We start from the raw sequence: 15113 nt of genomic DNA on the forward strand, positions 1-15113 counted from the left end.
CGGATTATATACTAATCAACCTCAATCTGTCCCAGCTTTTAGGTCTTTTAAACGTACGCCTGTCAAAAATAGAACCGCCAGGTAAACTGCGGCGCCTAGACCAATTAACATTCCTAACATGCCGCTACGGTGAGCAAAGCTCCACTCTAGCCAAACCGACATATCTTCCAATTGCCATAAGATCGCAGCGACCATCGCAGCGCCAGCAATAACCAAACGTATAATAAAGAAGACGGTACGCTTAGTGATTTGATAGACCCCTGCAATGTGCAGACCTCGGTACAACAGCGCCATGTTGACGAACGCTGACAATGCCGTAGCAATAGCCAAGCCGACGTAACCGTAGAAATAGGCGAAAATTGCGTTGAACACCATGTTAGTCACCATCGCGATGATGCCGTATTTCACTGGCGTTTTTGTGTCTTGACGTGAGTAATAGCCTGGCGCCAACACTTTAATTAACATGAAATTCAATAGTCCAGATGCGTAAGCGAGCAACGACAGAGACGCTTGGTGCACATCTTGTGGAGAGAACTCACCGCGCATAAATAGCACCATCAACATCGGCTTCGCCAACGCCATCAAACCCAACATCGCCGGAATCCCGAGCAGCGTTACCATGCGAACGCCCCAATCCATGGTATGTGCAAAACCTTCGCTCTGCGAGTCCACATGTTTACGAGACAGCGCAGGCAAAATCACCGTCGCAATAGCAATACCAAACAGCCCCAGCGGGAACTCCAACAAACGATCGGAATAGTACAACCAGCTAATTGAGCCAGTTTGTAGAAAGCTGGCAATAAAAGTATCAAATAGCAGGTTGATCTGACTGACAGAGACGCCAAACAAAGCGGGAATCATCAACGTGCGGATTTTAACCACCCCAGGATCGCGCCACCCCCACTTAGGCTTAACCATCACGCCCGCCTTAATAAGGAAAGGAATTTGGAATAAGAACTGAACCAAACCACCTAAAAACACACCGATAGCCAGACCGATTTCCGGTTGAGACATCTGTGGCGAGATAAACCAAGCCGCCAGAATGATCATGACATTCAAAAAGACCGGAGTGAATGAGGAGACGGCAAACTTGCCGAGTGTGTTAAGAATGGCTCCGGAAAGCGCAACAAAGGTGATGAACCATAAATAAGGGAAGGTAATTTTGAGCATCAGACTGGCTAGCTCAAATTTCTCTGCGGCCGGCCCACCATGCATCCAATCTAAAAACCAGCCAAAACCAAACAGCGCGGTTACCACACCAGAGCCCAGCACGCCCAGCACGGTAACAATAGAGACAATAACCCCTAACGTACCGGCAGCACGAGCAATCAACTCGCGTGTTTTATCCATATCACCTTGAGCGTGATTCTCCGTTAAAACAGGGACAAACGCTTGAGAAAAAGCCCCTTCAGCAAACAAACGTCGTAAGAAATTCGGAATTTTGTTGGCGAAGAAAAAGACGTCAGCGCTTGCTCCTGCCCCCATTAAATTTGCCACTACAACATCGCGAACTAAACCCAGAACGCGGGAAATTAATGTCATAGCACTGACGATCATGCCTGACTTGAGTAGTCGTTTACTCACTGTAACCTCGGAATATCACTATAAGACAGCCAACCCTATACTGTTAAGCTCGTGGAGGCTCTAAATAGACGTCAAAAATATATCCGTTTATTGTTAGTTCTAAGCGGATAATTATTAGCATTGGTATAAAAATGCTGTTAGAATCCCCGCCATCTTAACCGCGATAACCTTTCATACCAAAATTTGTTTTGGTTTAGATGGGTTTTTGCACAAATCATTTGACATTTAGGCGCAAATGAGGGATATTCCTCGCCCTTAAATTGTCACAGAACTAAGTTTTTGGGAGTTAGACCCTTGGCAAATAGTAAATCTGCTAAGAAGCGCGCTATCCAAGCTGAGAAACGTCGTCAGCACAATGCTAGCCGTCGCTCAATGATGCGTACTTACATGAAGAAAACTGTTGCTGCTATCGAAGCAGGCGACAAAGAAGCTGCAACTGCTGCATTCGCTGTAGTTACACCTATCCTAGACCGCATGGCAACTAAAGGCCTTATTCACAAGAATAAAGCAGCTCGCCATAAGTCTCGTTTCGCTGCACAAATCAAAGCTCTTTAATAGACACTTGATTTTACAGTGAAGAAAAAACCGGCTTTATGTCGGTTTTTTTATATCTAAAATTCGTCAAATCACGAATCCAAGATAAGAAAAAAGCTGGCACTGCCAGCTTTTGTTATTTAGAACGACTCAAATCTGCCAGTTACCTACCGTTGCCTAAACAACACAGATAACACTAACGCATTTCAGTCTGTGCGATCAGTTTGCGCAATAAAGACCGTGAAGGGTTTGAATCAATGTCTTCACCTCATCACTTTTTAACGTGTAATACACCGTTTGCGCTTCTTTTCTCGTCGCGACTAATTCGTCACGACGAAGCCAAGCTAAATGTTGCGATAACGCCGACTGGCTTAATTCCAGTTTGGTACACAGCTCCCCAACGGACAACTCTTGGTTATGCAGCATACAAAGAATTTGTAGGCGTCTTTCGTTTGCCATCGCTTTGAGCAACACGACGGCTTTTGCGGAGTTTTTCTCCATTTCTTGTAGATTCATGTGTTGGACCTCTAGCTACAACTTACTTATTCCAACCCTGGCCAGCTTGTTGTGTTGCACTGATTTAATATCTCTAAGAACATCAAGATTCTTCTCCAGAGTCTTCTTTATTAGAACCTCTAAATTTAGCTTTAAAGCGATACATCAATTTTACCCACCAGCAGTGTTCACTGGGGCTTTATCGACGAGAAATAATTTTGCTCACTAAGCCAAGTATCTTGAATTACTTAGGTATCATTTAGATTTATATTTTTATCGATAGTAATCTATTTATTTGAGCAACGATACGGGTTTACTCAAACATTTGACTGAAATCAGCATCACATACGTTTTTTACCGCAGGATGCTGAATCATTCGCTCGGCGAAAATAACGTAATACTCTTCTTTCAAATCCTCAACATGACCGATCAACTGTAGGCTGCGGTCATCTTCGATTTCTGACATGTAAACCGTCGGCGCCAAAAAGATTACATCATCACGGTATCTCGCAAAGGCTTTCATCAACGCGACGTCATCAAACTCTCCCAAGACATCAGGTTGTAATCCTTGGCGATCAAACCATTGAATGACTTTTCGCCCCATCGCCGTTCGACTTGCTGGGATCAACAGCTTTTTCTTTTCCAAAATTTCAGGGAACTTGACGTCTGGAATGTCAGAAGATGCAAAGAAACTCATGCTACTCTCGCCAAGCTTCTTACTATAAAGGCCTGGGCTTTGCGTCGAGTCCACCGGGCAATCAGAAAGAATCATATCCAACTTGTGCTGCGATAGCCGTTCTAATAACAGTTCGTGCGTCGACTCGTAACAACGTAAGTGGATACTGTTGTCTTCAGGCACGGTTGTCATCAGTACTTTACTAACTAGCCGTTTTGACAGCGCATCGGCGACACCAACTTCAAACAAAATGTTGGAGTGCTGACTGTAGTTCACAATATCAAGCATCTCATAGCTTAAACCAAACATACGATCCGCATATTTGAAGACCAATTGTCCGAGTTCTGTTGGTTCTACAGTACGGCCGTTTCGCTTGGTTAGCTTGCCTTTCATCCGCTCTTCAAGCGCTTTGATTTGCCCGGTCACCGTTTGAGGAGTGAGAAAAAGCGCATCCGCGGCCTTGGTAACAGAGCCTTGCTTGCACACCATCCAGAAGTAATAAAGATGGTTGTAATTTAGATGTGACATCGGCCAATTCCAGAAAAGAAGGTGATGCTTTTTATACCAAATGTGACAGAGACAGACAAGATACTCGGCAAAACCATCACTTTAACCAACTAAAATTAAGTTTTACCGAAAATACAATCTCAGTATTGTCATAAAACTTGAAGTAAAACGCACTTTTTATCGAATTCTCTTCAAAAAAACCTCAGTTTATAAAACCAATAAAGCCTATATTTTTCAATGAATTAAAACAGGATAATCCGCTACTTTTTTTGAACTATTAAAAAGCACAATAAAAAGTGCTCACAGAAATCAATCTGTAATATTACTGAAATATTTGTTCTCTAACATCGCCCGAAGTTTCAACTTAAGACCGAAAAACGAACTTAAAGGTCAACGGAGAAAATTATGATGAACCAAGCTACTTCAACAGCAGCGCCTATCTCGAGCACGACTCGTTGGTTACGCTGGGCTAACTTGGCATTCATGCTGTATCTGCTTCTTCTAGCAGTATCTATGGTTGGTAGCGGTTTCAAATGGGCAACTGGCGACCAAGCAAAAGTATTGTTTGAGTTTGCATCTCACCCTATCGCTGGTCTTATGATCGGCCTAGTAGCAACAGCCCTAATCCAATCCTCAAGTACTGTAACTTCTATTATTGTGGGCTTAGTTGCAGGTGGTCTACCTGTAGAGACAGCGATTCCAATGGTAATGGGTGCCAATATTGGTACCACAGTGACCAATACTTTGGTTTCACTAGGTCACGTACGTTGTAAGGAAGAATTCAAGCGCGCATTTGCTAGTGCGACGATCCACGACTTCTTTAACCTTCTTGCTGTTCTGATCTTCCTTCCTTTGGAAATGATGTTCGGCATTCTAGAGAAAATTTCTCACTGGTTGGTTTCGCCACTATTGAACACTGGCGACATGAGCATGAAGGGTTTTGACTTCATCAAGCCAATCACTAAGCCTGTTGTTTCTGCTATCAAAGAACCGCTATCAACATTTGGTGACACCATGGGTGGCGTGGCTCTAATTGCTTTAGGTATCGCTACAATCTTCGTTGCTATCACAGTAATGGGTAAGCTAATGAAGAGCTTAATGGTTGGCCGTGCTCGCGATATTCTGAAGAACGCAATTGGTCGTGGTCCTATCCACGGTATCGTTTCAGGCTCTATCGTGACGGTGCTGGTACAATCTTCATCAACAACAACAAGCTTGATGGTTCCACTTGTAGGTACTGGTGTTCTTAAAGTTCGTGACATTTACCCATTCACGCTGGGTGCTAACATCGGTACGTGTATCACTGCGCTACTTGCTGCTACCGCAGTATCTGGTGAGTTTGCTGTGTTTGCTCTTCAGATTGCGCTAGTACACTTAACCTTTAATATTTTGGCGACACTGTTTATCTTTGGTATTCCGTTCTTACGTGAAATCCCAGTAAAAGGCGCTGAAATGATTTCAGAGCTTGCTATCAAAAACAAAGCCGTTGTGGGTGGCTACCTGATGTCTGTATTCATCATTCTGCCAGGCGCAATCCTTGCTCTGACAACCTGATAATACCAACCATCGCTTATTGTTTAAGGCTCCACGTTGTGGGGCCTTTTTTGTATCTGTAACCATGATGCAAAAATGAGAGCTGATGTAACTCCGATTGAGACTGAGAAATATTTGTTGTTCAAACCAAACACTCAATGATAATTTGGCTCCACCTCTTTCAATACAATCACCGTTAGTCAAAAGTACAGAGACGGTCATATACACAATGGATAACGGCTCTTGCCTCCCATAGTTGTCTTCGATGACTGACAGGTACTCTGCGCGTTGTTGAAAAAGGTCTTACCTTCACATGGAGTTGAACGACATGGCTCAGTTTAATGAACCAATTTCTAGCCAGCTATTAGCAATAGATGAAAACCTCACTCAGTTAGTCACTGATATTGATATTCTTAGCAGCGTAAACCCGCTTAATTACGCCCAAGAGCGAGAAAGGTTCATCAGTAATAAGTACTCGCAAGAACCTAACTTTCAGTACCAGAAAGCGCCTCTTGACACTCATCAGTCAAAACGCCGTTTGTACGAATTGCCTTTGGAACACATCGAAGATACTCAGTTGCAAAAGCTTTATGAGGATGTCATTCAGTCTTACGCCGACAAACTTGATCAAGTCAACACCATAGGTACGCAAGAGTTCCTATACAACTCTCTGCGCTATTACGGTGAACCAAGTGCGAAAGACATTGCTAACGCACATTTCATTTTGCATCTGCCGACAGAAGAAGAGAGCAAACCAGAGCATGATAGCCGCTCCATTGCTCATTTCATGCAAAGCTTCGCCGATAAAAATGGGTATGAATGTGAAATTCAAATCTTAGATGGCATGCTAGCAAACGCTTTGGTGTCAGGCTCTCGAGTGAAGATTAACAGCGCTGCGCACATCACAACTGACGAGCTTGAAGCACTCGCACACCACGAGATGGGCGTGCATTTGCTAACTACGCTTAATGGCCGTCAACAACCACTTAAAGTGCTTAGTTTAGGTTGCCCTGCCAATACCAATACGCAGGAAGGGTTGGCAATTTTGTGTGAGTACCTCTCTGGACACTTCAGTATCAAACGTTTAAGAACCTTAGCTCTTCGCGTGCTTGCTGTAGAATCCATGATTAAAGAGCGCGATTTCCGCCACACCTTTATGTTGCTGAAGGAGCAGTACAAAGCGTCTGACGTTCAAGCCTTTACCATTACTTCGCGCGTATACCGCGGTGGTGGCTTAACTAAAGATTATTTGTACCTGAGAGGATTTAGAGAAGTGCTCAACGCGTACGATAAGCTAGGGGATGATTTTTCACTGCTGCTATGTGGTAAAACGGAATTAAAGTATTTCGATCTGATCCGTTCTCTCGTTAATAAAGGGATTTTCACTCAACCGAAGTTCATTAGCCCTGCGTTATCGACTCCGAAGCAAACTAACCCGATTCATCGCTATATCGTTAGCGCATTGAAGTAACGAAACTCAAACGCATCGCAAAAGCAAAAAAGCTCCATTCGGAGCTTTTTGTAGTATCAAGAACCAGCGTGATTACACTGAGAATGGATAACGAATTGGATCGTGGTGTTCGTACCCTTCTACCCAAAAGTCATCCAGTGTCACCCAAGTTTCCAAATCTTCTAGAGATTTAATCTCCGGATTGATATGGAATGTTGGTTCTTGCAACGGTTCACGCTTCAACTGAACATCGCGCATCAACTCAAGCTGATCTTCATAAATGTGCGCGTTAACGATTTTATGGAAGGCCTGACCAGGCTTCTTACCCGTAATTTGCGCCATGATCGCTAAGAACACATAAACTTGAACCATGTTGAAGTTCAATCCAAGCGGCACATCGCACGAACGCTGTGTACTGTTGAGATACAAAGTGTCATCCAGTAGCGAGAAATGATGACTGTACATACAAGGTCGCAAGCACCCCATATGGAACTCACCAGGGTTGTAGAAGTTCAAGATTTCACCACGGTCATCAACACCGCGAGTCAAATCATCCACAATCTTGCGTAGCTGGTCGATATGACCACCATCAGGCTTTGCCCATGCGCGACCTTGAACGCCGTACACACGGCCCATGTCGTCTTCACCCTTACGGTATGGGTTATTCAACCAAGCGTCGTTTAGGTTGGCGTTCGCATCCCACGTTTTGGTGCCTAATTTACGGAAATCTTCAGCATTATCATAACCACGAATGTAGCCAAGTAGCTCAGCCACTGCTGCTTTCCAAAAACTTTTACGCGTCGTTACCAATGGGAATTGATTGTTCGCAACATCGTAGGTTAAATCCGCGTTGATTACCGTCAGGCAACGCTTACCTGTACGTTCATTTTCAACCCAAACACCTTGATCAACGATGCGTTGACACAAATCTAAATACTGTTTCACACCAATACCTTACTTCGTTTTAACTTGAGCTTTGTCTTGGTAAAGACCACGTTTGTAAGCCCAAACCATCATCAGAATACCCAACACGATCATTGGCGTTGATAGAATTTGTCCCATCGAAATATAACCACCAAATAGACCAAGCTGAGCATCCGGTTCGCGAACGAACTCGACTAAGAAGCGGAATGTACCATATCCAGCTAAAAATAGCCCTGATACCGAACCCAATGGGCGAGGCTTTTTGATGAACCAGTTCAAGATGAAAAACAGCACTACGCCTTCTAACAGCATTTCATACAGTTGCGATGGGTGACGTGGTAAAGGCCCGCCATTTGGGAAAATGATAGCCCAAGGCACATCTGTTACACGCCCCCAAAGCTCGCTGTTCATGAAGTTACCCATACGGCCCATACCCAAGCCAAATGGCACTAACGGCGCGACAAAGTCCGCTACACCAAAGAAAGTTCGACCGTTCTTGTGTGCATACCAGAACATTGCCGTAATCACACCCAATAAACCACCGTGGAACGACATACCGCCAGTCCAAACTTTGAAGAGATACAAAGGATCATCTAAAAACAGTTCAAAGTTATAGAAGATAACGTAACCGACGCGACCACCGATGACGACCCCTAAGAAGCCCGCGAAAAGTAGATCAGAGACTTGCTCTCGAGTCCAGCCGCTGCCTGGTTTGTCAGCACGACGGTTCGCCAACCACAATGCAAACATGAAACCGACGAGGTACATCAAACCGTACCAACGAATTGAAACAGGACCAATAGAGACTAAAACCGGATCAATATTGGGAAATTGAAGGTATCCCTGAGACATAAATCATTCTCTTCTTATTTACAAATAAAACCAATATACCCAAGTCACCTCAAATGCTCGGTTCAGCGTGAATAACTTGGGAATAAACTTACAGCAGCATTGTTGCTGCAACAAACATCAAGAATATTGCGAATATTTTCTTTAATACCGCAGTAGGAAGATTGGTCGCGAGCTTCGCCCCCACTTTCGTGGTCAACATCGAAGTCATCGCAATCGCAAGTAACGCAGGAAGGTAAACATAACCAATACTGTACGCAGGTAAGCCTTCAACCTTATAGCCGTGCAAAATAAAGCCGATCATGCCAGAGATGGCGATGATGCAGCCACAAACTGACGATGAGCCGACCGCTTTACGCATTTCTACGCCGTGCTTGTTGAGAAAAGGCACCGATAAAGAACCACCACCGATACCAGCTAAGCTCGAAACCACACCAATTCCCGTTCCGTACATCATAGTGACCGGACTACTCGGCATTGGCTTCTCACTTTTTACTTTAATGGATCGGAACATCTGCACAGCTAGACACAGTACAATGACACCAAATACTTTCGGCAAGTAATGAGTTGGGATCCATTCGGCAATGTTGGCACCAACAAAACCGCCAATCACCACTCCGGGCATTAGCCACTTCACAACAAACATATCTACGTTGCCAAGTTTAAGATGGTTGAGAGCAGAAGAACCTGATGTGACGATGATACTTGCCAAAGATGTCGCAAGCGCCATGTGCATGCTCATTTCTGGAGAAATGCCCGCCCAAGGCAGCAAAAATAACAACGCAGGTACGACGATTAATCCGCCCCCAATGCCGAGTAGCCCCGCCATCACACCAACAAAAGCGCCTAGCGCCAGCAATAACAAAAATAAAGAGACGGTCACGATTACCTACTTTTTCCCTGCACGAACGAAGCCTGCAAAACCTTGTTGGATAAAGAAATCATGCATCATTTGATGAATCTCCTCTCCGTACGATTTTGTCATCGCCTGTTCCGCTAGTTTTTCTAGTTCCTGTTGTTGGCTATGACGAATCAAATACTTCACCTTAGCCACGTTAGATGTGTTCATACTTAAGCTGGTGTATCCCAACCCAAGTAATAAGAGCGCACCAAATGGATCACCGGCTAATTCACCGCAGATGCACACTGGCACATGATATTTATCGCACACGTCATGAATCTGTTTGAGTGCTAACAGCACTGCCGGATGCATGGATTCATAGACATCAGCAACGCGGGAATTGTTCCGATCCACCGCCAGTAAATACTGAGTTAAGTCGTTAGTACCAACAGAGACAAAATCCACTCGATGCGCGATGGCAGGAAGCAGATATACCATCGATGGTACTTCGATCATCACCCCGACCTTTGGAGCCTGAATACGCTCATCAAGCAAGACAACTTCGCTGTAGGCTTGGTTGATCAGCGTCATCGCATCATCCAGCTCTTTAATACCAGATACCATGGGTAACAAGATACTTAAATTACCACTTTCAGCACTGGCTCTTAGCATCGCACGCAATTGAATCAAAAAGATATCAGGATGATCTAACGTAAAGCGAATCCCGCGCCAACCTAAAAACGGATTGTCCTCTTCGATTGGCAGGTATGGCAATGGTTTATCACCACCGATGTCCAGAGTACGCATCACCACGCGTTGGCTCGAGTAGCTGTTTAATATTGCTCGATATTGATGATACTGCTCATCTTCCGATGGAAAGTGATGTTGAAGTAAAAATGCAATTTCAGTTCGATATAAACCGACACCATCGACGCCCGTATTAATGGCAATGTTGCTATCGGCACTGAGACCCGCATTCAGCATCACTTCAATGTTCTGGTTATCTAACGTTACGGCAGGTAACGCGAGATCTTTATTGACCATCGCGAAGAGCTCTGACTCTTCACTAACCAAACTGCGATACTCACGTAACAGCTGGCGGTTGGGCTCAAGAAAAATCTCGCCCGTATAGCCATCAACGATGCCTAATTTGCCGTTAACCACATCCGTATTGATGTTAGCGCCCATAACGGCCGGCACACCCAATGCGCGCGAAAGAATTGCAGCGTGTGAGTTTGCGCCCCCTTCAAGCGAAACGACCGCTAATAAATGTTCTTTCGGCACCGATGCTAACAAAGTCGCAGTAAGCTCATTGGCCACTAAGATGATAGGACGATCGATGGCCGCATTCTCTTGCTCACTGTTGTGCAGAAAATACAGCAACCTTTGCCCCAACTCTCGGATATCTTGTGCTCGTTCACGCAAATAGACATCTGACATACGAGCAAAGCGGTTTGAATAAGTTTCGACTACCTGACGCAACGCCCAATCCGCTCGATCGCCTTTTTCAATCTGTTTCTTAAGATCGCCGCGCAACATTGGATCATTGAGCAAGTGGGTAAACAAATCGAATATCGCTAACGCATCTTTATTGATTTCGCTGTCGAACTTTTTCCGCATCCGGCGGAAATCATTCAGCGCACGCTCAATCGCTACCAGCAGCAGCTCTTGCTCTCGCTCTTTATCCAGCGTGGAAGACGGGAATACGTCCGACAAACTCGGCTGCGTGTTGTCAAACCAAAACTCTCCGATGGCGACACCCGTTGATGCAGGCAAGCCTTTAAGAACCTTCGGTTTTGAGGCTAATTGCCAATGACCTAAACTTTGCGCGTGAGCGATGATCACGGCTAACTGCGCAGATAAGGTCACTAAGAAAGATTCTTCCATCTCACTAAACAATCGTGGCGTCTTTTGCTGAATGACTAATACACCTAATACTTGTTTGCGATGGATGATTGGAGTGGCGAGGAAAGAGTGATAAACCTGTTCACCAAGCTGCGGGAAAAATTTAAATTCAGGGTGTTTTGAAGCTTCTGCGAGGTTAAGAGGTTCTGCGCTGCGTTTAACGAGACCAACTAAACCTTCATTGAAATTAATGTGGATGCTATCGCCTTCAAAAATAAGGCCTTGAGTTGCCATCAACTCAAGGCGCTGCATTTCTTCATTGGCGAGATAGATAGTACAACACTCAGTGCGAAGGGCGGCACAAGTCTCTTTTACCAATATATCGAGAGCCAGATGCACATCATCGACTCTGGAGACTTTCTCAACTATTTCCTTTAGCTGGCTGAGCATGACTATCCTCTACGTTGTTGCTTTTTTCTTTTCCCTTTCGCTTTTCTCTCTCGAAAAGGCATGGCTAAAGATGCAAACTCTTTCATCGCTCGACGATAAACATCACGCTTGAAAGAAACAACTTGCCGAACTGGATACCAATAGCTCACCCAGCGCCAACCATCAAATTCAGGGGATTTCCCGCGCTGCATATTGATGCGCGATTCATCGCATTCCAATCGCAGCAGAAACCATTTCTGTTTTTGGCCGATACAAACAGGCTTGGAGTCCCAACGCACCAATCGCTTTGGTAGTTTATATCTTAACCAATGACGACTTGTTGCAATGATCTTAACGTCTTTTTTCGTTAATCCGACTTCTTCATACAACTCCCTGAACATCGCCTGTTCAGGTGTTTCACCTTCGTCAATCCCACCTTGTGGAAATTGCCATGAGTGTTGCCCGTATCGTTTAGCCCAGAAGACCTGACCATGGTTATTACATATCACAATACCAACATTCAGTCGGTAACCATCGCCATCTATCACTGGCTAACCTCTATGAATAATTTTTTATTACCGTGATTTTTCCACATATCCCCATTACTAGCAAACTTACTGATGTGATATGAGCAAGATTTATTACCTTTTCACCGTTATTGGATATCTTTTAATCAAATTAAAGTTTATCAACACAAGAGTGAGACATTGCCCACATTTATTCACCTTTTCTGTGAATAACTTTGTGAAGAATTCCATATCAACTCCGATTTTCAATCAAAAGCATTATTCTCTTACTCATCAATAAAAATAACGACCAATCATAACTCAATGATAAATATAAACTTAAAAACAAACCTGGTGATAAAACGATCTTGTCAATTCTGATGATCTTTTCACCAAACTCAGATCGGTCAAAGATCAACCGATCGGTTATTTATCCACACATTCATTCTCTAACTTCATGACATCTACATAAAATCAAGCCTAAAAACGTTTCAAAACCCCTGTTTATTCATCCAGCCCATCAGTAGATCCACTTATATGCACCTATATCTGTGGATAAGTTATGAATTGATCATTCTTAATCCATCTCGATGAAATCTTGGACAGTAGATTTTGTTGAAATTTGTTAGACTAGGATTTTTCCATTGTCATGCAGTTATTATGAAACCAGAACCACAATCAGAAGCGGAGTTAATGGAACGCGCTCACGATATTGCCGGACTCAGTTTTGCGGAATTAGCGGACGAAGCAGAGATGACCGTTCCAGAAAACCTCAAACGCGATAAAGGCTGGGTGGGACAATTGCTGGAATGGCATTTGGGCGCTCCTGCGGGTAGCAAACCTCAACAAGACTTTTCCAAACTTGGTATCGAGTTAAAGAGCATTCCAATTGGCTACAACGGACGACCGTTAGAAACTACATTTGTATGCGTTGCACCCTTAACTGGTGTTCAAGGACTGACATGGGAAACCAGCCATGTGCGCAATAAGCTCTCGCGTGTATTGTGGGTTCCTGTAGAAGGTGAACGAGAAATCCCCCTTGCCGAGCGTCGTGTAGGGACACCTCTTATTTGGTCGCCAGATAAAGAAGAGGAGCAGATCTTACGAAATGACTGGGAAGAACTGATGGAAATGATCGTCTTTGGCAAATTTGATCAAATTTCAGCCAGACATGGCGAAGCGCTTCACTTACGCCCAAAGGCCGCTAATGCCAAAGCACTAACTGAAGCCTATAGCTCCAACGGGAAACCAATGAAGACGCTACCACGAGGCTTTTACCTGCGAACACAATTCACCGAACAGATCTTACTGAAGCACTATATCAATGTGCAATCTGAGTAACTCATCTGTTCACTCTAATGGGTAACCAACGATAATTCGATATCGCAGTAAGAGGCGGTACCCTCACTACCGCACTCATCGTAAGCGTTGTGTAACCGCAAATAAGCTTTGTCGATACCTAACCTGAGCAGCTCTTCTTTCACCAAATCTAAAGAACCAAAATGAAGCGGTTCCTCTCCATCTTTAATCGGCTCTAGCTGGTGCTTGTATTCCACAGCTAGCAAATAGTCAGCGACATCGGAACACCCAATGACAAATACTTTGGGTAACGTATAGGTGTCTTTATGTTGACCATGTAGCCACATGTCCAGTTGATGCTTCTGCATAGTGCACCTCCTTCACAAGATCTTTTTAGTGTAGTTGGGGGATGAATACCTTTCGAGCCACACTTGCGCTTATACGTAAATGATTTGCGATAGCGACCAAAAATCCCATATATTGATGGATAACCTATTCAGTTGGCTATTTTTCAAGGAAGTGAAATGCAATACACCAAACTACCGCACTCATCACTCGAGATCAGTAAAATCTGCCTCGGCACTATGACTTTTGGTGAGCAAAATACCGAACAGGAAGCTTTTGAGCAGCTCGACTTTGCTGTCGATCATGGGGTGAACTTCATTGATACCGCAGAGATGTACCCAGTTCCGCCAAAAGCAGAAACACAAGGCCTAACAGAACAATACATCGGCAACTGGCTGACAAAATCCGGCAAGCGAGAAAAAGTCGTTCTAGCGACGAAAGTGGCAGGGCCGCGCAATGTGCCCTACATCCGTGAAAACATGAGTTTAAATCGTCGCAATATCCATGATGCCATCGACTCTAGCCTTCAACGACTCCAAACCGATTACGTAGATTTGTACCAACTTCACTGGCCACAGCGTCAAACTAACTGCTTTGGCCAACTCAACTACCCTTACCCAGACAAGCAAGAAGAAGTGACGTTAATTGAAACCCTAGAAGCATTAACTGAACTGGTTAAGATGGGTAAAGTGCGTTACATCGGCGTATCTAACGAAACACCTTGGGGGGTGATGTCTTTGCTTCGTTTAGCGGAGAAGCATGATTTACCGCGTATCGTTTCAATTCAAAATCCATACAATCTACTCAACCGCAGCTTCGAAGTGGGTTTGTCTGAAATCAGCCATTATGAAGGTGTCCAACTGTTAGCGTATTCACCTCTGGCGTTTGGTTGTTTGAGTGGTAAATACTTAAATGGCGCAAAACCAGAAGGTGCACGCTGTACTAAGTGGGAGCGTTTCGCTCGTTACTTCACACCTCAAGGCGTCAAAGCGACAGAAGCATACGTGAACTTGGCACGTGAGCATGGCCTAGATCCTGCGCAAATGGCATTGGCGTTCGTCAACCAACGTCCATTTGTCGCTTCCAATATCATCGGTGCGACCAACCTTGATCAACTTAAAGCCAACATTGACAGCATCGATATCAAGCTTAGTGATGAGCTGTTAACAGACATTCAAGCGATCGGTACTACCTACTCTAACCCATGTCCATAAAAGCAAACAGGCTGACCATATAGGTCAGCCTGTTAATAGCACTTAGAACAAATCTATTTCGATATGCGTTTACAGCGTGTTG

At 44.4% G+C, this 15113-nt stretch carries 14 protein-coding genes; 5 read left to right on the forward strand and 9 right to left on the reverse strand.

From position 1 onward, the window contains the following. Positions 1-21: 21 nt before the first annotated feature. Positions 22-1584, reverse strand: a complete 1563-nt coding sequence (gene murJ / locus NL646_RS17750) for a murein biosynthesis integral membrane protein MurJ (RefSeq protein ID WP_017449478.1) — start codon at positions 1582-1584, stop codon at positions 22-24. 294 nt (positions 1585-1878) lie between these two features. Here murJ and rpsT point away from each other — a divergent pair, with 294 nt between their 5' ends. Further along, positions 1879-2139 carry a 30S ribosomal protein S20 gene (gene rpsT / locus NL646_RS17755; RefSeq protein ID WP_005381938.1) on the forward strand — a complete coding sequence of 87 codons (261 nt, stop codon included), beginning with the start codon at positions 1879-1881 and terminating at the stop codon, positions 2137-2139. Between the two features lie 198 nt (positions 2140-2337). Here rpsT and NL646_RS17760 read toward each other — a convergent pair whose 3' ends face one another. Beyond that, positions 2338-2634, reverse strand: coding sequence for a metalloregulator ArsR/SmtB family transcription factor (locus NL646_RS17760; RefSeq protein WP_005461077.1), 297 nt, complete (start codon positions 2632-2634; stop codon positions 2338-2340). Between the two features lie 292 nt (positions 2635-2926). After that, positions 2927-3817, reverse strand: a complete 891-nt coding sequence (gene nhaR / locus NL646_RS17765; protein WP_005457134.1) for a transcriptional activator NhaR — start codon at positions 3815-3817, stop codon at positions 2927-2929. Between the two features lie 384 nt (positions 3818-4201). Between nhaR and NL646_RS17770 the strand changes: the two genes are divergently transcribed. Both NL646_RS17770 and NL646_RS17775 read left to right on the forward strand, forming a co-directional pair. Then, complete coding sequence (locus tag NL646_RS17770; RefSeq protein WP_005497177.1) at positions 4202-5350, forward strand: Na/Pi symporter; 1149 nt, start codon at positions 4202-4204, stop codon at positions 5348-5350. Positions 5351-5642: 292 nt separating this feature from the next. Continuing rightward, positions 5643-6800, forward strand: a complete 1158-nt coding sequence (locus tag NL646_RS17775) for a flavohemoglobin expression-modulating QEGLA motif protein (protein WP_005460509.1) — start codon at positions 5643-5645, stop codon at positions 6798-6800. Positions 6801-6872: 72 nt separating this feature from the next. Here the strand turns inward: NL646_RS17775 and NL646_RS17780 are convergent, their stop codons facing one another. The 5 genes from NL646_RS17780 to rppH form a co-directional block, all read right to left on the reverse strand. Beyond that, entirely contained in the window at positions 6873-7724 is an 852-nt protein-coding gene (locus tag NL646_RS17780; protein ID WP_140330779.1) for a thymidylate synthase, read from the reverse strand. A 9-nt stretch (positions 7725-7733) separates the two neighbouring features. Then, positions 7734-8555 (reverse strand): prolipoprotein diacylglyceryl transferase, encoded by an 822-nt coding sequence (gene lgt / locus NL646_RS17785; RefSeq protein ID WP_025441314.1) that lies wholly within the window; start codon positions 8553-8555, stop codon positions 7734-7736. An 88-nt stretch (positions 8556-8643) separates the two neighbouring features. Beyond that, positions 8644-9435 carry a sulfite exporter TauE/SafE family protein gene (locus NL646_RS17790; RefSeq protein WP_005481395.1) on the reverse strand — a complete coding sequence of 264 codons (792 nt, stop codon included), beginning with the start codon at positions 9433-9435 and terminating at the stop codon, positions 8644-8646. Between the two features lie 6 nt (positions 9436-9441). Further along, positions 9442-11688, reverse strand: a complete 2247-nt coding sequence (ptsP, locus tag NL646_RS17795; protein ID WP_253664496.1) for a phosphoenolpyruvate--protein phosphotransferase — start codon at positions 11686-11688, stop codon at positions 9442-9444. A 2-nt stretch (positions 11689-11690) separates the two neighbouring features. Then, entirely contained in the window at positions 11691-12215 is a 525-nt protein-coding gene (rppH, locus tag NL646_RS17800; protein WP_005457789.1) for an RNA pyrophosphohydrolase, read from the reverse strand. Positions 12216-12833: 618 nt separating this feature from the next. Here rppH and mutH point away from each other — a divergent pair. Continuing rightward, positions 12834-13514, forward strand: a complete 681-nt coding sequence (mutH, locus tag NL646_RS17805) for a DNA mismatch repair endonuclease MutH (RefSeq protein ID WP_024702567.1) — start codon at positions 12834-12836, stop codon at positions 13512-13514. Between the two features lie 14 nt (positions 13515-13528). Here mutH and NL646_RS17810 read toward each other — a convergent pair whose 3' ends face one another. Beyond that, the gene (locus NL646_RS17810; RefSeq protein WP_253664497.1) at positions 13529-13840 is read right to left on the reverse strand and encodes a DUF6482 family protein; all 312 of its coding nucleotides are present in this window, start codon (positions 13838-13840) and stop codon (positions 13529-13531) included. A gap of 156 nt (positions 13841-13996) precedes the next feature. On the opposite strand from NL646_RS17810, the gene NL646_RS17815 reads away from it, so the two are divergent. Further along, complete coding sequence (locus NL646_RS17815; protein ID WP_120416505.1) at positions 13997-15031, forward strand: NADP(H)-dependent aldo-keto reductase; 1035 nt, start codon at positions 13997-13999, stop codon at positions 15029-15031. Positions 15032-15113: the final 82 nt, after the last annotated feature.

This window comes from Vibrio sp. Y20_XG_PY13 (genome assembly GCF_024181925.1).
Lineage (GTDB): Bacteria > Pseudomonadota > Gammaproteobacteria > Enterobacterales > Vibrionaceae > Vibrio > Vibrio parahaemolyticus.

Coding starts and splice junctions, on each gene's coding strand:
- NL646_RS17760 (WP_005461077.1), bottom strand. CDS start 2,634: ATGAATCTACAAGAAATGGAGAAAAACTCCGCAAAAGCCGTCGTGTTG.
- nhaR (WP_005457134.1), bottom strand. CDS start 3,817: ATGTCACATCTAAATTACAACCATCTTTATTACTTCTGGATGGTGTGC.
- NL646_RS17770 (WP_005497177.1), top strand. CDS start 4,202: ATGATGAACCAAGCTACTTCAACAGCAGCGCCTATCTCGAGCACGACT.
- NL646_RS17775 (WP_005460509.1), top strand. CDS start 5,643: ATGGAGTTGAACGACATGGCTCAGTTTAATGAACCAATTTCTAGCCAG.
- lgt (WP_025441314.1), bottom strand. CDS start 8,555: ATGTCTCAGGGATACCTTCAATTTCCCAATATTGATCCGGTTTTAGTC.
- ptsP (WP_253664496.1), bottom strand. CDS start 11,688: ATGCTCAGCCAGCTAAAGGAAATAGTTGAGAAAGTCTCCAGAGTCGAT.
- mutH (WP_024702567.1), top strand. CDS start 12,834: ATGAAACCAGAACCACAATCAGAAGCGGAGTTAATGGAACGCGCTCAC.
- NL646_RS17810 (WP_253664497.1), bottom strand. CDS start 13,840: ATGCAGAAGCATCAACTGGACATGTGGCTACATGGTCAACATAAAGAC.
- NL646_RS17815 (WP_120416505.1), top strand. CDS start 13,997: ATGCAATACACCAAACTACCGCACTCATCACTCGAGATCAGTAAAATC.